The sequence below is a fragment of the Mucilaginibacter sp. 14171R-50 genome (assembly GCF_010093045.1).
Classification (GTDB): domain Bacteria; phylum Bacteroidota; class Bacteroidia; order Sphingobacteriales; family Sphingobacteriaceae; genus Mucilaginibacter.
Window position 1 is genome coordinate 1,270,114 of the sequence record NZ_CP048115.1, and the last position, 17,152, is coordinate 1,287,265.

General features: G+C 44.0%; 17 protein-coding genes. 14 read left to right on the top strand and 3 right to left on the bottom strand.

Features of this window, described 5'->3' with window-relative positions:
* Nucleotides 1–84 precede the first annotated feature (84 nt).
* The 4 genes from GWR56_RS05795 to GWR56_RS05810 all read left to right on the top strand — a co-directional run bounded on the left by GWR56_RS05795 (nucleotide 85) and on the right by GWR56_RS05810 (nucleotide 3,372).
* The gene (locus GWR56_RS05795) at nucleotides 85–645 is read left to right on the top strand and encodes an RNA polymerase sigma factor (RefSeq protein WP_162430197.1); all 561 of its coding nucleotides are present in this window, start codon (nucleotides 85–87) and stop codon (nucleotides 643–645) included.
* Entirely contained in the window at nucleotides 642–1,208 is a 567-nt protein-coding gene (locus GWR56_RS05800; RefSeq protein WP_162430198.1) for a hypothetical protein, read from the top strand. Before GWR56_RS05795 ends, GWR56_RS05800 begins: the two co-directional genes overlap by 4 nt.
* Nucleotides 1,189–2,529: a hypothetical protein gene (locus tag GWR56_RS05805; protein ID WP_162430199.1), complete on the top strand. Its 1,341-nt coding sequence runs from the start codon at nucleotides 1,189–1,191 to the stop codon at nucleotides 2,527–2,529. Before GWR56_RS05800 ends, GWR56_RS05805 begins: the two co-directional genes overlap by 20 nt.
* Nucleotides 2,530–2,613: 84 nt before the next feature.
* The gene (locus tag GWR56_RS05810) at nucleotides 2,614–3,372 is read left to right on the top strand and encodes a TerC family protein (RefSeq protein ID WP_162430200.1); all 759 of its coding nucleotides are present in this window, start codon (nucleotides 2,614–2,616) and stop codon (nucleotides 3,370–3,372) included.
* 173 nt (nucleotides 3,373–3,545) lie between these two features.
* Here GWR56_RS05810 and GWR56_RS05815 read toward each other — a convergent pair whose 3' ends face one another.
* Complete coding sequence (locus GWR56_RS05815) at nucleotides 3,546–5,807, bottom strand: Tex family protein (protein ID WP_238395317.1); 2,262 nt, start codon at nucleotides 5,805–5,807, stop codon at nucleotides 3,546–3,548.
* 177 nt (nucleotides 5,808–5,984) lie between these two features.
* On the opposite strand from GWR56_RS05815, the gene GWR56_RS05820 reads away from it, so the two are divergent.
* Together GWR56_RS05820 and GWR56_RS05825 are read left to right on the top strand one after the other, a co-directional pair.
* The gene (locus GWR56_RS05820; RefSeq protein ID WP_162430201.1) at nucleotides 5,985–6,821 is read left to right on the top strand and encodes a transporter; all 837 of its coding nucleotides are present in this window, start codon (nucleotides 5,985–5,987) and stop codon (nucleotides 6,819–6,821) included.
* Nucleotides 6,822–6,833: 12 nt separating this feature from the next.
* Nucleotides 6,834–7,490, top strand: a complete 657-nt coding sequence (locus tag GWR56_RS05825) for a metal-dependent transcriptional regulator (protein ID WP_162430202.1) — start codon at nucleotides 6,834–6,836, stop codon at nucleotides 7,488–7,490.
* Nucleotides 7,491–7,517: 27 nt separating this feature from the next.
* Here GWR56_RS05825 and GWR56_RS05830 read toward each other — a convergent pair whose 3' ends face one another.
* Entirely contained in the window at nucleotides 7,518–8,441 is a 924-nt protein-coding gene (locus GWR56_RS05830; RefSeq protein WP_162430203.1) for an EamA family transporter, read from the bottom strand.
* A gap of 113 nt (nucleotides 8,442–8,554) precedes the next feature.
* On the opposite strand from GWR56_RS05830, the gene GWR56_RS05835 reads away from it, so the two are divergent.
* On the top strand, nucleotides 8,555–9,181 hold the full coding sequence (locus GWR56_RS05835) for a CGNR zinc finger domain-containing protein (protein ID WP_162430204.1): 627 nt from the start codon (nucleotides 8,555–8,557) through the stop codon (nucleotides 9,179–9,181).
* Nucleotides 9,182–9,232: 51 nt separating this feature from the next.
* On the opposite strand, the gene metK is transcribed toward GWR56_RS05835, so the two are convergent.
* Nucleotides 9,233–10,483 carry a methionine adenosyltransferase gene (gene metK, locus GWR56_RS05840; RefSeq protein WP_162430205.1) on the bottom strand — a complete coding sequence of 417 codons (1,251 nt, stop codon included), beginning with the start codon at nucleotides 10,481–10,483 and terminating at the stop codon, nucleotides 9,233–9,235.
* 207 nt (nucleotides 10,484–10,690) lie between these two features.
* Here metK and GWR56_RS05845 point away from each other — a divergent pair, with 207 nt between their 5' ends.
* The 7 genes from GWR56_RS05845 to GWR56_RS05875 all read left to right on the top strand — a co-directional run bounded on the left by GWR56_RS05845 (nucleotide 10,691) and on the right by GWR56_RS05875 (nucleotide 17,019).
* On the top strand, nucleotides 10,691–11,581 hold the full coding sequence (locus GWR56_RS05845; protein WP_162430206.1) for a diacylglycerol kinase family protein: 891 nt from the start codon (nucleotides 10,691–10,693) through the stop codon (nucleotides 11,579–11,581).
* A gap of 82 nt (nucleotides 11,582–11,663) precedes the next feature.
* The gene (locus tag GWR56_RS05850; RefSeq protein WP_162430207.1) at nucleotides 11,664–11,999 is read left to right on the top strand and encodes a translation initiation factor; all 336 of its coding nucleotides are present in this window, start codon (nucleotides 11,664–11,666) and stop codon (nucleotides 11,997–11,999) included.
* A 161-nt stretch (nucleotides 12,000–12,160) separates the two neighbouring features.
* Entirely contained in the window at nucleotides 12,161–13,765 is a 1,605-nt protein-coding gene (pckA, locus tag GWR56_RS05855; protein ID WP_162430208.1) for a phosphoenolpyruvate carboxykinase (ATP), read from the top strand.
* A gap of 298 nt (nucleotides 13,766–14,063) precedes the next feature.
* Nucleotides 14,064–14,900 carry a MotA/TolQ/ExbB proton channel family protein gene (locus GWR56_RS05860; RefSeq protein WP_162430209.1) on the top strand — a complete coding sequence of 279 codons (837 nt, stop codon included), beginning with the start codon at nucleotides 14,064–14,066 and terminating at the stop codon, nucleotides 14,898–14,900.
* Nucleotides 14,901–15,001: 101 nt separating this feature from the next.
* The gene (locus tag GWR56_RS05865) at nucleotides 15,002–15,619 is read left to right on the top strand and encodes a biopolymer transporter ExbD (RefSeq protein ID WP_162430210.1); all 618 of its coding nucleotides are present in this window, start codon (nucleotides 15,002–15,004) and stop codon (nucleotides 15,617–15,619) included.
* Nucleotides 15,620–15,625: 6 nt separating this feature from the next.
* Complete coding sequence (locus GWR56_RS05870) at nucleotides 15,626–16,159, top strand: biopolymer transporter ExbD (protein ID WP_162430211.1); 534 nt, start codon at nucleotides 15,626–15,628, stop codon at nucleotides 16,157–16,159.
* 35 nt (nucleotides 16,160–16,194) lie between these two features.
* Nucleotides 16,195–17,019: an energy transducer TonB gene (locus tag GWR56_RS05875; protein ID WP_162430212.1), complete on the top strand. Its 825-nt coding sequence runs from the start codon at nucleotides 16,195–16,197 to the stop codon at nucleotides 17,017–17,019.
* Nucleotides 17,020–17,152: the final 133 nt, after the last annotated feature.

Here is a 17,152-nt window from a genome sequence, read left to right on the forward strand (position 1 = left end):
ATTCGGTTTCAGGCATTTTTTTTCTTCCCATCGTGCAACGTTGTTAAATACCCTGCGTCATTTAACGTGAAACCTGTCATTAATTTGGAAGCCGTATATGTAGATAAACACTATAGCCTGGTGGTTGAGTGTAAACAGGGAAGTAAAAAGGCCTGTTATGAATTGTATCGATTATATGCTAAAGCGATGTTGAACGTCGCCTTTAGGATTGTGGGCAATATTGGCGAGGCGGAAGATGTTTTGCAGGAATCCTTTACGGATGCTTTCAATAAACTGAAGGATTTTAGGCAGGAAACAACCTTTGGTTTATGGTTAAAACAAATTGTTGTGCACCGCTCTATAAACCTTTTGCGCAAAAGGAAGTTAGCGTTTGTTGAAATAGAAGACGGGCAACTGGATAATGTACCCGACGAAGAACCCTGGGATGATGAAGACGTGCAATACCAGGTAGCACAGGTAAAAGAAGCCATGAAGGAGTTGCCCGAAGGTTACCGGGTGGTATTATCACTTTATCTTTTAGAAGGGTATGATCACGAGGAAATAGGGCAGATACTGAATATTACAGAAAACACCTCAAGAACGCAGTTTTTGAGGGCTAAAAGAAAATTGAGCGAGATATTATTAAGAAAGGGAATTAGAAAATGAGCAAGCGTTTAGAAGATTTTATGAGCAGCAACAGGGAAGAATTTGACGACCTGGAGCCACGCGCCGATATCTGGAACAATATTGCCAGGGAGTTGGATGCATGGGAGGAAGCGGCGCCAAAAAAGCGCGAAGCAAAAACCTTTTCACTGGGTTTTGTACTAAAGGTAGCCGCTTCGGTGATCGTAGTTATGGGTTTAGGTTTCGCTGTGTACCTAAAAAGCCAGCATACGGCAACCGTAAACCTGGCCGATATTAACCCCACTTATGCCAGGCAACAAATGCATTATGCATCGATGATAGAGAGCAAGCGCACCAGGTTAAAACTGGTTGCCAAATTTGACCCGCAGCTTTACAATGAGTTTACTGCCGACCTGAAAAAAATGGACGCCAACTACAAAAAACTAAATATAGATTTAGCCACCAGCCCTAACCAGGAGCGTGTTTTACGTGCAATGATCCGGAACTTGCAAATACAAACAGAGGTGCTTAATCAGCAACTGAGCGTAATTGAACAATTTAACCAAAGTAAAAAGGATCATCAAAATGAAAACAAGGATATTTAAACACAGCCTGCTTGCGGCTTTCGCGGCACTGGCCTTAAACACTACCGTAGCAGCGCAGGACTCTGTTGTGGCCCCGCCCGCCCCACCCGCCCCACCCAAAGTTTATGTATTTAAGGAGAATAAAGCCTTTAAGAAAAACATGGCCGACCTTAAAATAAAAATGAAGGACCTGAAGGTGAAGATGGGCAAAATGAAATTCAAGCAAAACGCGGATCTTAAGTTTGCCTTTAAAGATTTTGACAAAAATTTCAAAGAAAACTTTAAAGATTTCGGTAAAAATTTCCGGGATTTTGGAAAAAACTTTGCCGGGAGCTTTAGCGAGCTATCGCCCAATTTTTCCGAAGGGTTTAAGAACATGGATGGCATAAGCTTCAATAACAACTTCAGCGATGATGAATACAAGCAGAAGGTTGCCAGCGGCCAGATTACCGAAAAGGTAAAAAATTACAGCAAAAGCTACAGCGCTGATGGGAATGATATTTTGCAGATCAACAACAAGTTTGGTAAAGTAGTGGTTAACACCTGGGCCAAAAACGAATTTAAGGTTGATGTACAAATGAAGTTTGGGTCGGAAGATGAGGATTTTGTGAACAAGATGATAGAAGGCTCAAGCATCAGCGATAGCAAGGTAGGTTCAATCGTATCATTTAAAACTAACCTGCCCCGTAATACCAACAGCCATGGCAACACCCATATGGAAATAAATTACACCGTATACATGCCCGCCGGGAATACATTAGATCTTACCAACCAGTTTGGCAGCGTTACCCTGCCCGACCTGACCGGCAAAACCATATTAAGGGTGTCGTATGGGGCATTGAATGCTCAACAGCTTTTAAATAAGGATAACGATGTAAAGGTGAGGTTTGGGGATGCTACCCTGGTTACCTTTAATGGCGGCAAGCTGGATATTGGTTACGGCAAGCTAAAAGCCGGCACGGTAAGCAATGTTAACGCCGATGTATCTTTTGGAGGCATGACCGTAGATAAGCTAAAAAACAACGTAGACGTAAATATCAAATATGGTAACGGCTTTGATATCGGATCGATTGACAAATCGGTACGCAATCTTACCATCAATGCATCGTTCACAAAAATAAAGCTTGATTTTAAGGAGGCCAACAGCTTTAATTTTGATGTGGTTACCAAATTTGGCGGCTTTAACTATGATGACGACAGGATGAAAGTTACCGACAAATCACCAAGCGACAGTGAGCGCGGATGGTCGTCAACAAAAACCTACAAAGGGTACATAGGGAAAAGTAACAGCGATGGTAAAATTGCCATTAATGCCAGTTATACCGATGTAAAGTTCTATTAAAAACTATTGATCAAGCATAAATTTAAAACCCTTGCCATAACGGCAGGGGTTTTGCTATTTTAGCCCTGAAAAAGTTTACACCGAATGGAAATATTAACCGACCCGGAAGCGTGGGTTTCGCTGATAACGCTAACCGTTTTAGAGATAGTGCTGGGTATTGATAATGTGATATTTATATCCATATTATCAGATAAACTGCCAAGGAACCAGCAGGAAAAGGGCCGTAAGATAGGCCTGGCAATGGCAATGATAACCCGCATATTGTTGCTGCTTACCATTACCTGGGTTATGAAGCTAACCGCGCCGTTGTTCAACATTTCGGGCATGTTGGGCGTTACCGACCCTGAATGGGTAGAAAAGCTGGCCATCTCGGGCCGCGACCTGATCCTTATTATCGGCGGCTTGTTCCTTATATATAAGAGCACTGCCGAAATACATCACAAAATTGAAGGCGAAGACGAAAATGAAGGAAATGTTAAACCGCATTCGTTTTGGGGAACCATTGTTCAGATCATGCTGCTGGATATCGTTTTCTCGCTCGACTCAGTTATTACTGCGGTTGGTATGGCCAAGCACGTAGAAATTATGATAGCTGCGGTAGTAATAGCTGTAGGTATTATGATGTGGGCATCAAGCGGTGTAGCCAATTTTGTGAACAAACACCCAACTGTAAAAATGCTGGCGCTATCGTTCTTGTTATTAATTGGCGTATCGCTGTTAGCCGAGGCGCTTGAGCAGCATATTCCTAAAGGGTATATTTACTTCGCAATGGCTTTCTCGATACTGGTTGAGATGCTGAACCTTAAAATGCGGTCAAAGCGAAATGCCAAAACTACCCATTAAGGTGGTTAAGCAGTATGATCAGTGTTCCCGGAATAAGCCACTGTAATATGGCATTATAAGTCTCGGTTTTGATCATCAGGATAGATTAAGGCTTACAGCGGGGCGAGGCACCCGCCACGCTGTAAGCCTTAAATTCTGGTATGCGGCAGAACGCTGAATTATACAAAGCAATTCTATTTAAACTTATTTTTAAGTGCTGCAAGTTTGCTCGTCATATCCATTTCAGGTTCGGGCTGTGCCTTTTTTGTAAAGGTTTTTTGAACCGGTTTTTGATCTCGGGGTTTAGTTCCGCTGTGTTCGCGTTTTTCACCCTCTTTCATCGATAGCGAAATGCGCTTGCGGTTAACATCCACTTCGGTAACGGTTACCTCAACCTTTTGGTGCACTTTTAACACCTCGTTAGGGTCTTTTATAAAACGGTTGGTTATCTGGCTCAGGTGCACCAGGCCATCCTGATGAACGCCGATATCTACAAAGGCGCCGAAGTTGGTAATGTTGGTTACAATGCCAGGCAGTTTCATGCCCACGCGCAGGTCGTTAATGGCATTAACACCTTCCGTAAAACTAAATGCTTCAAACTGTTCACGCGGGTCGCGGCCGGGTTTGGCCAGCTCGGCAATAATGTCATTTAGCGTAGGCAATCCAACCGTATCTGAAATATACTTTTGCAATGGGATGGATTTACGCAAGTTATTGTCGCGCATCAGGTCCTGTACGGTACATTTCAGGTCCTTGGCCATTTGTTCTACCAGGGCATAACGCTCGGGGTGCACCGAGCTGCTGTCCAGGGGATTTTCTGCTTCGCGGATACGTAAAAAACCTGCCGCTTGTTCGTAGGCTTTATCGCCCAGCCGGGCAACTTTTTTTAACTGGTCGCGGCGTTTAAAAGCGCCGTTTTGGTTGCGGTACTCTACAATATTTTGCGCCAGTTGCGGGCCAAGGCCCGATACATACGCCAATATTTGTTTTGATGCGGTATTAAGTTCCACACCCACAGCGTTCACACAGCTGATAACCGTGTCGTCAAGCGATGTTTGTAATTTATTCTGGTCTACATCGTGCTGATACTGACCTACACCGATGGATTTCGGGTCTATCTTGACCAATTCGGCCAACGGGTCCATCAACCGGCGGCCGATCGACACCGCCCCGCGTACCGTAATGTCCTTATCCGGGAACTCCTCGCGGGCAACATCAGATGCCGAATAGATGGAAGCCCCGCTTTCGTTTACCATAACAACGGTTGCTCCCGGCAGGTTAAGGTTGCGTATAAACAGTTCTGTTTCGCGGCCGGCGGTGCCGTTGCCTATAGCGATGGCTTCAATGTTGTATCGCTCAAATAAGTGCTGAACGGTTTTCCCGGCTTCTTTGGCCTGCCCTGCACCGGTATGGGGGTAAATGGCAGTGTTTTCTAATAGTTTTCCCTGTTCGTCCAGGCAAACTACCTTACAACCCGTACGGAAACCCGGGTCGATGGCCATTATCCTTTTCTGACCAAGCGGAGCGCCCAGCAATAACTGTCGCGCATTTTCTGCAAATACCCGTATCGCTTCTTCGTCGGCTTTCTTTTTGGTAAGCAGGCGTATCTCAGTTTCCATCGATGGTTTAAGCAAGCGCTTGTACCCGTCGGCAATAGCCAGGCTAACTTGCGAGGCTGCTGCATTACGCGAGGTGATAAACTCACGTTCCAGCAAAGCGATCGCGTCCTCTTCGGCCGGTTTAATATCCAGGTAAAGTATTTCTTCCTTTTCGCCGCGGCGCATGGCCAGTATGCGGTGCGAAGGGGCTGTTTTAACGGGCTCTGTCCAATCAAAATAATCTTTGTATTTAATGCCCTCTTCCTCTTTGCCCGGTGCCACTTTCGACTCAAAAACGCCCTTTTCGGTAAATAAGTGGCGCATCTTAGCCCTTGTTTCGGCATGTTCGCTAATGTGCTCGGCAATAATATCACGCGCGCCGGCAAGTGCTTCCTCAATATTGTTTACGCCTTTTTCCGGATCGATAAATTTGCCCGCTTCCAGTTCAACATCAAAATTCTTTTGAGCCAAAACAGCATCGGCCAGCTGCTGCAGGCCTTTTTCGCGGGCGGCCGTTGCGCGGGTTTTGCGTTTTGGGCGATAGGGTAAATAAATATCCTCCAGCAGCATCATGGTTTCGGCAGCGTTTATTTGCTTTTCCAGTTCGGGTGTAAGCCTGCCCATATCGGTCAGCGATTTAAGGATAGCGTCCCGCCGTTTATCCAGATCGCGCAGTTGCTGCAGGCGGTCGCGGATGGCGGCCACCTGTACCTCGTCAAGACTGCCTGTAGCTTCTTTACGGTAACGGGATATGAAAGGTACGGTTGCGCCCTCATCAAGCAGGTCAATGGTTGCACTTACCTGTTTGCTGCCTATAGAAAGTTCCCCGGCTATTTTAATATTGTAATTGAATTCCACAGATTATAATTGATTATACCGATTAATCCCGATAGCTATCGGGATGATTTAGTCCGATACGGGAATGCGAAGTTGGTACTCTTTACGCAAAAAATCAAAAAGTATAATAAATTACATAATTAGGTTAACCTAATAAATATTTATTGGATAGGCTAACATTGCTATATTTGTCTTGATATGAGAAAATACCTAACCCTGGCAGCCTTTATGGCGCTTGCTTGCAGTGCTACGTACGGACAGACGGACACCACCCGGCATAAATACAATTTATTCAACCCGGTCCCGAGGGATAGGATGAAAGACATGGAAACCGACAGGCCCGACGTTACCGAAAGCGCCTACACCGTAGAAGCGGGCCATTTTCAGGTAGAGAGCGATCTGTTTAAACAAGCGCGCAATAAAAGCAATGGCGTGCAAAGCATACAAAATGCATACAACGTTGCCAATTTTAAACTGGGGATTACCGAAAATATGGATATACAGTTAGTTGTGCCTACCTATGTAACCACTACTGTTAAAGATGTGGCAAACAATCGTGTTATAGACAAAACATCAGGGTTTGATGACCTTACGCTTCGGGTAAAATATAATTTGTGGGGAAATGCAGGCGGCAATACCGCTTTTGCTATATTGCCGTATATAACATTGCCTACCTCATCATTTCAGGATAATGGCATACAGGGCGGGGTTGTATTGCCATTCGCGTTAAAACTTTCTGAGAAGCTGAATTTGGGTACGCAGGTAGGTGTTGGCGTTGTAAAAGAAGAAGATAACCGCCGCCATACCGAGTTTTTATATTCCCTTACTTTTGGCCGTTCCATCTTTAAACAGCTGGATTGTTTTGTAGAAGGCGCCGCTATTTACAATTCTTATCAAAAGAATACAGATACCTATGCAAATGGCGGGTTGATATTTTCGGTCACAAATAATTTTAACATTGATGCCGGCTTAAACTACGGCCTTAATAAACAAGCTGATAAGGTGTATTTTGTCGGCTTCTCGTTACGCTATTGATATTTGAAAGCGATGCATACTTTATCAGAACAGAATTACCTGAAATGTATTTATCGGCTTGGGCAGGATAAAGGGAAGAAAATAACACCAACCGCAATTGCCGCGCTGCTTGGTAATAGCCCGGCATCGGTAGTTGATATGATACGCAAGCTTGCCGATAAGCACCTTATAGTGTATGATAAAAGGAAAGGTGTAGAGCTGACCGAAACGGGGCACAAACATGCCGCCCTTATTGTACGCAGGCACCGCCTTTGGGAAGTTTTTTTGATGGAAAAATTAGGCTACCATTGGGACGAGATACATGATATTGCGGAGGAATTGGAACACATTAACGATGCATCGCTGGCCGACAGGCTGGACAAATTCCTGGGATTCCCGGAATATGACCCGCACGGCGACCCTATACCCCAAGCCGATGGTAAAATTCCCAAGCAGCACGCTACAACGCTTGTTAATGCCCCCGCAGGATGCAATTGCCGCGTGGTTGGGGTAAAAGATTCCTCAGCCCAGTTTTTACAATACCTGCTAAAGCTTGAAATTAAAATCGGCACAATAATCCGGGTAATAGAAAGGATCCCGTTCGATGGTTCGCTTACGATCTGCATCGATGAAAAAGACCAGAAAACGGTTTCACAAAAATTTAGCGAAAGTATATTGGTTGATGTATAGACATTTATCGCCTCGGTAACTTATGCATTAGTCGGAGCGTTTGCCCTTTAAGTATGCGGGTAAATTAACCAAAAGTATTCCAACTAAAATTACAATCAGGCTTATCAGCTGCGCGGCGTTTACCCGCTCATTTATGAGTAACCAGCCCAATAGTACCGCTACAACGGGGTTTACGTAAGTGTGGGTACTTATTATAGCCGGCGGCTTTATGCTGATAAGCCATACAAATGAAAGGTAAGCCACCAGCGATCCGAAAACCACCAGGAACAGTAATCCTGCCCATGCTTCGGCGCTTACATTAGCAAATGAAAAGCCCGCCTGCTCGTGTTTCGCAAATGCTATAACCGCGCTTGCAGCACCCGCGGCTAATAATTGTATGCTGGCGTTCATAGTAGATGAACTGCTGCCCTTGCTGTTTTTGGTGATTAACGCCCCCAGCACCCAAAGAACCGCGCTGAATAACACCACCACGCTGGCAATAGTTGCCATAGGTGATGGGTTTACTACCGCTACCCCAAGTTTAAGAAACAGGAATATGCCGGCAAAGCCGATAATAAGGCCGCTAAGGATGTATTTGTTTGAAAAGTATTCAGACCAGTTCTTCCGGTCGAGTAGTAAAAAGATCAGCGGTTCGGTAGCTACCAAAATAGCGGCTTGCCCCGAGCTGATATACTGCTCGGCCCAGGCTATCATACCGGTGCCGCCAACCAGCATCATGGTACCGCTGATGGCATGGCGCCACAGGTTACGGAACGGGGGCAGGGTTTCGCCTTTAAACTTGCACCACCCAAAAAGAATGATGCCTGCCATAGCATAACGTAACCCTACCAATATAAATGGAGGGAAGCTTTTAAGCCCGTAAATAACCGCCAGGTAGGTTGACCCCCAAATGATATATATGTTAAAAAACGCGAACGCTACCAGTAACGGCGAAACCAGTTTTTTTTTCATCACCAAAACTATTTAATTTTTACTATCATAAGTGGTAACGCTGGTAAAAGTGATAATGTTTTTACTATCTATAATATTTTTGGTGGTAAAAACATTATATATTTGATATAGCAATGAGTAAGGTTAGAAATATAGCTAATTTACCTTTAGACGGGGGCCTGCTTTGCCTTGATTTTGTAAATACCGTACAAACGCGTAAAAAGGAGGTGTTTTATGAGTATATACCTAATTACGAGGCATTTTTACAGTGGTGCGTTAAGTTAAATATCATCAGCCCAAAAGAGTTGAAAATGTTTAGGGGTATAACAGAACATGCGCCGGCTTCGGCTATTACGGCCTATCATCATGTTATGATAGCACGCGAACTGTTGTATAAAGTATTTTCGGCCAGGGCCTCGGGTATGCCGGTAGATAAGGATGTTTTAGGTGGCTTTAACGAATTGCTGGCAGAGGCCCTGCAGCACATTGGCTTTGATAACTCGAAAGATGGGTTAAAAGAGTTTTGGCAAAATACCGAAGATAATATTGTAGCCCCATTGTGGAAGGTAATTAAATCGGCATACGACATTTTAACGGCTCCCGAAGGCAGGTACGTAAAAGAATGCCCGGCCTGCGGTTGGCTGTTTCTGGATAAAAGCCGCACCCATACCCGGCGGTGGTGTAACCCGCTGGAATGTGGCAGTGTGGATAAGGCTACCCGGTATTATCATCGCCAGAAAGCGAAAAAGCAACAAGCATAAAAAAAGACACGCTCCAATAGCGTGTCTTTTTTATTTTAAGTCAATTGGTTATTATAAACCAAAAGCGCTTTTTACTTTGTCTACATAGTCCAGTTTTTCCCAGGTAAACAATTCCACTTCGCGGGTTACAATACTGCCGTCGTGCGCACGGAACGATTTGGTAACCGTTACGTTAGGGCGGCCGAAATGGCCATAAGCAGCGGTTTCGCTGTAAATAGGGTTACGTAGTTTAAAACGGGTTTCAATGGCGTATGGCGTCATATTAAAAATGCTTTCAACCTTTTTAGCTATTTCGCCATCATTTAAACCAACTTTGGCAGTGCCGTAAGTGTTTACGTAAATGCCCATAGGCTGTGCCACGCCAATAGCGTATGATACCTGAACCAAAACTTCGCTGCAAATACCGGCGGCTACCAGGTTTTTGGCAATGTGGCGGGTAGCGTAAGCAGCAGAGCGGTCAACTTTGGACGGGTCTTTGCCGCTAAATGCACCACCACCGTGCGCGCCCTTACCGCCATAAGTATCAACAATAATTTTACGTCCGGTTAAGCCGGTATCGCCATGGGGCCCGCCGATAACAAATTTGCCGGTTGGGTTAATATGATATTTGATCTGGTCGTTAAAGAAATGCGCGTACTTTGGATATTTAGCCTTAACACGCGGGATCAGGATATCAACAATATCGCTGCTGATCTTTGACAGCATAGCCTCCTCATCACCAAAGTCATCGTGTTGGGTTGATATCACTATGGCATCTATGCGGGTTGGCTGGTTGTTGTCGTCATATTCAAGCGTAACCTGTGATTTCGCATCCGGGCGCAGGTATTTGATATCGGTATTTTCGCGGCGGATAGCGGCAAGCTCTACTAATAAAGCGTGTGCAATATCCAAAGCCAAAGGCATATAGTTATCTGTTTCTACCGTAGCATAGCCAAACATCATCCCCTGGTCGCCGGCGCCCTGCTCTTCTTTGGCTTTACGGTCGACACCCTGGTTAATATCAGGCGATTGCTCGTGAATAGCTGATAATACACCGCACGAACTGCCGTCAAACATATATTCGCCTTTGGTATAACCAATACGGTTGATTACATCGCGGGCAATTTTTTGTACATCTAAATAAGCCTTTGATTTAACCTCGCCGGCTAAAATAACCTGCCCGGTTGTTACCAATGTTTCGCAGGCTACCTTCGACTCCGGGTCGAATGCTAAGAAATTATCAATTAATGCGTCCGATATCTGATCGGCAACTTTATCCGGATGCCCCTCTGATACGGATTCGGATGTAAATAAGTATGGCATATTATTTTAAATAAACGTAAATCGAAAGGTGAAAGTTCTATCTGAAACGTTGTAAAAGGAGCAGGGTTAGCACTTTTTTACGTGGTTGCAATACGATCCTCCCAATTTCGGAGGGCGTTAAATCAGTCCACTTTCGGGTGGCAAAAATAAAACAATTTTTCACAAAGCCGAAAATACATTTACTTTTGACGACTGAAACCCATATAGTTGAAAAGGAAAGCTTTATTTATAATAAACCCGGTATCGGGCGGGAAGAAAAAGGATGGTGTGCCGGAGCTTGTGGGAAAGTACCTTGACCCGGCTATTTTTGAGTACGATATTGAATATACTACCGGGATTTTTCATGCCCACGACCTTGCCAGGGCGGCGGTAGGCGAGTACGAAGTTGTTGTTGCCGTTGGGGGCGACGGTACCGTGAACGAAATAGCATCGGCAATTGCCGAAACAGATACGATTTTAGGTATTATCCCCTTTGGATCGGGCAACGGACTGTCGCGGTTTCTGAATATACCAATGGGTACCGAAGGCGCCCTTAAAACGATGAACGCCGGCCGGATTATAACAATCGACGCCGGCAAAATGAACGGACAATGGTTCTTTAACATGGCGGGTATGGGGTTTGACGCCCATATAAGCCATGTGTTTGCGCATGGTAGCGAAAAACGCGGCTTTATCAGCTATTTCAAATCGTCGTTAAAGGAGATAGCTAACTATAAGGCCAAAGATTACCAGATAGAGATAGACGGGATCACATACGCCCGCGAAGCGTTTATGCTGAGCACGGCCAATTCATCGCAATATGGCAACAATGCGCATGTATCGCCGCATGCATCGGTGCAGGATGGTTTATTGGATGTATGTATCATTAAACCTTTCCCGCTTTGGCGCTTCCCCGAAATGGGGCTGCGCATGTTTACCAAAACCGCCGATAGCTCGAAGTTTGTAGAGATCATTAAAGGGAAGCATATTCATATTACCCGTGCTCAAAGCGGGCCCATTCACCTGGATGGCGAACCACAAGACGCCGGTACAGATATAAAGATAGATATAGTACCCAATGCGCTAAAAGTTATTGTTGGCGGAGGGTATAAAAATTAAGGGCCACCCTTTAGGGTTAAAAATAACGAATAAACATATTAACAGGTGTACCCTGAACAGGGGAACATTTATAGGGGCTACTATGGCAAAGAAGAATTTTACGGGCATCATGTACTCAACAGATCCTGATTTTCAGTACCAGGAGGAAGGCGGTAACGAACAGCAGACCCTGCCGCCACAGCAACAAAACCTTAAAATATTTTTAGACCGGATAAAAGGCAATAAGCTGGTCACCCGCGTTAATGGCTTTATCGGGCTTGACGCCGATTTGGAGGCCATCGGTAAAAAACTGAAAACCAGGTGCGGCGTAGGCGGCTCTGTTAAGGATGGCGAGATACTGCTGCAGGGTGATTTCAGGGATAAGGTGCTAACCATGCTGCAAACAGATGGCTACAAGGCAAAAAAAGCCGGAGGTTAGTGTATTGACATAAAAAATAATTACTAACATTAACAATTGATTATTAATGATTTATGTAGTGTGTAAAACGTACATTATGTAAATAAATACTGCAAAACACTTGTTTCTTAGTGTATCAAACAGGTAATTTTGCGGCAACCAATTATAAATCAATCTTCTTAATGAAAAGTATGAATAACCGGGTACCCCAATTAGGGTATCTTAACCTGGCAAAGGCCCCTGCTATTTTATATCAGCTAACCCCAGCACAACTTGTTGAAGCCGCAATAAAAAGGAACGAAGGCGTTTTGAGCGACTCCGGTGCGCTTGCCATTGATACGGGCGCATTTACCGGCCGCTCGCCCAAGGACCGTTTTATTGTTGATGACCATATTACCCATGATAATGTATGGTGGGGAAGCATCAATTTTAAGTTTGACGGTGCAAAGTTTAACGCCTTATATAATAAGATGACCAGTTACCTGGCCGGGCGGGAGATTTTTGTGCGCGACTCATGCGCCTGTGCCAACGAAAAATACCATATAGATATACGTGTAGTAACCGAAACCGCTTACCAAAACCTGTTTGTCCACCACCTCTTTATTCGCCCGGAGGTTATTAACCCCGAAAATCAGCCGGAGTGGACTATAATTGCCGCGCCGGGCTTTATGGCCGACCCCGAAGTTGACGGTACAAGGCAGCCGAATTTTTCGGTCATCAGCTTTAGCAAAAAGATGATACTGATTGGCGGTACGGGTTACACCGGCGAGATCAAGAAAGCGATATTTTCGGTGTTAAACTTTATCCTGCCGTACGATAAACAGGTACTGCCTATGCACTGCTCGGCCAATACGGGCAGCAAGGGCGATACCGCGGTTTTCTTTGGTTTATCGGGTACGGGCAAAACCACACTCTCTGCCGATCCGCAACGCAACCTGATAGGCGACGACGAACACGGCTGGAGCGATTACACCATATTTAATTTTGAAGGCGGCTGTTATGCCAAATGTTCGGGCCTTACGGCCGAAAAAGAACCGCAAATATTCAGTGCTATAAAATATGGCGCACTGCTTGAGAACGTTAATTTTTATCCGGGTACGCGCAGGGTTGACTTTAATAATATAGATAAAACCGAAAATACGCGAGTTGCATATCCGTTATCTAACGTAAACAACGCCGTTATACCGTCAATAGGGGCATCGCCAAAAAACATATTCTTTTTAACTGCCGATGCGTTTGGCATATTACCGCCGGTTTCAAAATTAACGGCCGAGCAAGCTATGTATCATTTTATATCCGGATATACAGCTAAGATAGCAGGTACAGAAACCGGTATAACCGAGCCTAAAGCAACCTTTTCTGCCTGTTTCGGCGAAGCCTTTTTACCCTTGCACCCGGTTACCTACGCCAAACTGCTGGGCAAAAAGATAAAAGAGCACCAGGTGAATGTGTGGCTGGTAAACACCGGCTGGACCGGTGGCGCCTACGGAACCGGGCAGCGCATGAAACTTTCATACACCAGGGCCATGATAACCGCCGCAATAAATGGGGGGCTTGATCATGTACAGTACCACCAGCACCCGGTATTTAATATGATGATACCTGAAAGCTGCCCCAACGTACCCGATGAAGTGCTTGATCCTAAAAACACCTGGGCCAGCCCGGAAAATTATGAAGACAGTGCAAACAAGCTGGCGGCAGCGTTTGTTAAGAATTTTGAAAAATATGCCGCGTACAGCACCGCAGATATTATAAACGCAGGGCCAAACGTAGCCGAAACAGTGTAGTTAGACGCGATTATATCAGTTTAGTTACACATTTTTTATGTGTTATAACTTGCTATTATTAAAAAAAATGGGTTTCATTGTAAAAAATTGTCTGCCTGACAGACAATTTTTCTGTTTTAAAGCGTTAAGTAATCACCAATTTGCAGAACGCTGAAAGCTGTATATTAAATTATTATAAAGAATTACATAAAAAGTTTTTTTATTTCATTTAAATTCTATTTTTGTTATTCGCTAAAAACGCACACATTTTTTATTAACTTATATTATAAACAAAACGAAAACTAAAAATTAAAAAGTAATGGCAAACGCACCAACAAAACCAACTACTCCTGTTAAAGAAAGCTCAAGTGCATCAGGCGCATTTGCAACTTTGACCATTCCTATCTGTATAGTAGTGGCAATTTGTATTTTTATATTCATCTTAGGTCACCCAAGTCACTTTAAAGGCGGTAACCCAGAGAATGATCCAAACCCTGGCGATTTATTTGGTACTATACATAAAGGTGGGGTAATTGTACCTATCATCATGTCGTACCTGTTAATGGTTATCGTTTTTTCAATTGAAAGGTTTGTAGTTATCGGCAAGGCATCAGGTACAGGTAATGTAGATGCATTTGTTAGGAAGATCCAATCTTTACTTAACGCGGGTAACATCGACGGCGCAAGCGCTGAGTGCGACAAACAAAAAGGTTCTGTAGCAAACGTTATCAAATCTGGTTTGAAAAAATACCGCGAAATGGAAGCTGACCAGACTATGGACGTTGACCAAAAAGCATTAGCTATCCAGAAAGACATTGAAGAAGCTACCGCTTTAGAAATGCCGATGTTAGAGCAAAACTTAACCATCATCGCTACCCTGGTATCAATCGGTACATTAACCGGTCTGTTAGGTACGGTAATCGGTATGATCGGTGCGTTCGCTACATTGGGTGCATCTGGTGCTCCAAACCAATCAGAACTTTCAACTCACATTTCTGAGGCGCTTATCAATACAGCTTTAGGTATCGGTACTTCGGCTATATCAATTGTAATGTACAACGTGTTTACATCAAAAATTGATAAGTTAACCTATGCTATCGATGAGACTGGTTTTAGCATTGTACAAACATTCGCGGCTTCTCACAAAAATAAATAATTGTAAAATATAGTTTGCTTTTATCCGTTATAACAAAATATAATTTGGATAATTGAAATGAGTCACTATCTTTACATTATATATTTTAAATTTAACAGAATATGCCAAGAGTAAAAGTTGCAAGGAAAAGCACTGCGATAGATATGACCGCCATGTGCGACGTAGCTTTCCTGTTGCTTACCTTCTTTATATTAACAGCAAAGCCCCGTACAGAAGACCCTGTGCCAATAGATGTACCGTCGTCAACAGCAGTAACACCACTGCCCGAAGAGAACGTACTTTTATTAACAGTTGGTAAAGGCCAGGTATTTTATACGGTAGAGGGTACCGATATCCGTAAGCAAACCCTTACGCAGATGGGCGAAAAGTATAACATTAACTTTACCCCGCTGCAAAAGCAGGTATTTTCGAGCTTACCGGTTTTTGGTGTACCTATCAGGCAGCTGCCTGCTTTCCTTGACCTGGATAGCGATAAGCGCAAGGCGTTTAAACAACCCGGTATCCCTAACGATACAACAGCCAATAACGAACTTGGTGATTGGATACGCGAATCGCGCAAAGCGGTTGCCTCGTTACATAACAAGCCGTTAAGGATATCTATAAAAGGGGATAACAAGGAGGAGTACCCAACTATTAAAAAGATAATTGGTATTCTGCAGAGACAAAAAGTTAACAAGTTTAGCCTGATCACGGCGGTTAAAGACGCACCAAAAAAATAACAGAAAATGGCAGAATTAGACACCTCCTCCGGCGGGGGAAAAAAAGGCGGGAAAGTAAGAAGTAAGAAAGCCTCGACACGTGTGGATCTAACCGCGATGGTGGATTTAGCGTTCCTGCTTATAACCTTCTTCATCATGACCACCACGCTATCAAAGCCTAAGGCTATGGATGTGGCCATGCCCGATAAGGATGAAGATACAAAACAGCAATTGCCGGTAGCTGCTTCGCGCTCTATGACCATATTATTGGGCGCTAACGATAAACTGGAATGGTTTTTAGGCGAGCCCGGTAAAGCGCAGCCATCTACCGAAGATTACGGTAAAGACGGTATACGTAAAGTGCTTATAGAAAAAGGCAAGGAAGTACAGCAAACCTTTGGTAATTATATGATAGTGCTTATCAAGCCAAGCGATAAATCAAACTATAAAAACCTGGTTGATATTTTAGACGAGATGAAGATCACCAACGTGCAATCATACGCTATTATTGATATTACACCGGTTGAAGTGGATTTATTGAAGAGAGATAACAATTACTAAAAGGAATTATTAAAGTAAATTAACGTTATAAGATAATGTTTGGATCAAAATTAGACATACTAAACCAGCAGTGGATTGACGTTGTTTTTACAGGCCGTAACAAAGCTTATGGTGCATACGAACTAAGAAAGGATAATCCTCGTAATACAAACAAGGCCCTTATTATTGGAGTTGCAGTATTTGTTTTACTTATATCTTTTAAAACAATCCTCAATGCTATATCGGGATTTATCCCTAAAGCTGATGAAAAGGTAAAGGTTACCGAGGTGGTATTACCGCCGCCGCCGGTAAACGAGGAGGTTAAACCACCACCTCCGCCACCAGAACCACCAAAACCAAAGGTTGATCAGGTGAAGTTTCCTCCTCTGGTAGTAAAACCGGATAACGAGGTTCGCGAAAAAGAACCGCCAACCGTAAAAGAGCTGGAAGTTGCAGACCCTGGCCAAAAAGACCAGAAAGGCGACCCGAATGCCGATATCAGAATTGATGAACCGGTAGGTAACTCTGATGTTAAACAAGTAGTTGAAGAAAACCCTAACCAGATTTTTACCGCGGTAGAGAAATCTCCGTCGTTCCCAGGCGGTGAGGGTGCATTCGGCAAGTATTTGGGTAAAAACATCCGTTACCCGGCCATAGCAAGAGAAAACAACGTTCAGGGACGTGTGGTTTTAACTTTCGTGGTTGAGAAAGACGGTTCGTTAACCGATATTAAGGTTTTACGCTCGTTAGGTAGCGGTACAGATGAAGAAGCTGTACGTGTATTGAAAGCTTCGCCTAAATGGACACCAGGTATTCAAAACGGACGTCCCGTTCGTGTACAATACAGTATACCTGTAAACTTCCAGTTGGCATCAGATTAAAACTTAATGTTATCAGATAACAATGAAAAGCAAAAATCGCCCAAAAGGCGGTTTTTGCTTATTTTAGGAGTGGCTGCATTTATTTGCTTGTGCGTGTTTGGGCTGATGATCATTTTCGGTGATTATTTCCTTG

Bases quoted from the DNA above. Each gene is read 5' to 3' on its own strand.
- GWR56_RS05800 (WP_162430198.1), top strand. From the start codon at position 642: ATGAGCAAGCGTTTAGAAGATTTTATGAGCAGCAACAGGGAAGAATTT.
- GWR56_RS05805 (WP_162430199.1), top strand. From the start codon at position 1,189: ATGAAAACAAGGATATTTAAACACAGCCTGCTTGCGGCTTTCGCGGCA.
- GWR56_RS05810 (WP_162430200.1), top strand. From the start codon at position 2,614: ATGGAAATATTAACCGACCCGGAAGCGTGGGTTTCGCTGATAACGCTA.
- GWR56_RS05820 (WP_162430201.1), top strand. From the start codon at position 5,985: ATGAGAAAATACCTAACCCTGGCAGCCTTTATGGCGCTTGCTTGCAGT.
- GWR56_RS05825 (WP_162430202.1), top strand. From the start codon at position 6,834: ATGCATACTTTATCAGAACAGAATTACCTGAAATGTATTTATCGGCTT.
- GWR56_RS05830 (WP_162430203.1), bottom strand. From the start codon at position 8,441: ATGAAAAAAAAACTGGTTTCGCCGTTACTGGTAGCGTTCGCGTTTTTT.
- GWR56_RS05835 (WP_162430204.1), top strand. From the start codon at position 8,555: ATGAGTAAGGTTAGAAATATAGCTAATTTACCTTTAGACGGGGGCCTG.
- metK (WP_162430205.1), bottom strand. From the start codon at position 10,483: ATGCCATACTTATTTACATCCGAATCCGTATCAGAGGGGCATCCGGAT.
- GWR56_RS05850 (WP_162430207.1), top strand. From the start codon at position 11,664: ATGGCAAAGAAGAATTTTACGGGCATCATGTACTCAACAGATCCTGAT.
- pckA (WP_162430208.1), top strand. From the start codon at position 12,161: ATGAAAAGTATGAATAACCGGGTACCCCAATTAGGGTATCTTAACCTG.
- GWR56_RS05860 (WP_162430209.1), top strand. From the start codon at position 14,064: ATGGCAAACGCACCAACAAAACCAACTACTCCTGTTAAAGAAAGCTCA.
- GWR56_RS05865 (WP_162430210.1), top strand. From the start codon at position 15,002: ATGCCAAGAGTAAAAGTTGCAAGGAAAAGCACTGCGATAGATATGACC.
- GWR56_RS05870 (WP_162430211.1), top strand. From the start codon at position 15,626: ATGGCAGAATTAGACACCTCCTCCGGCGGGGGAAAAAAAGGCGGGAAA.
- GWR56_RS05875 (WP_162430212.1), top strand. From the start codon at position 16,195: ATGTTTGGATCAAAATTAGACATACTAAACCAGCAGTGGATTGACGTT.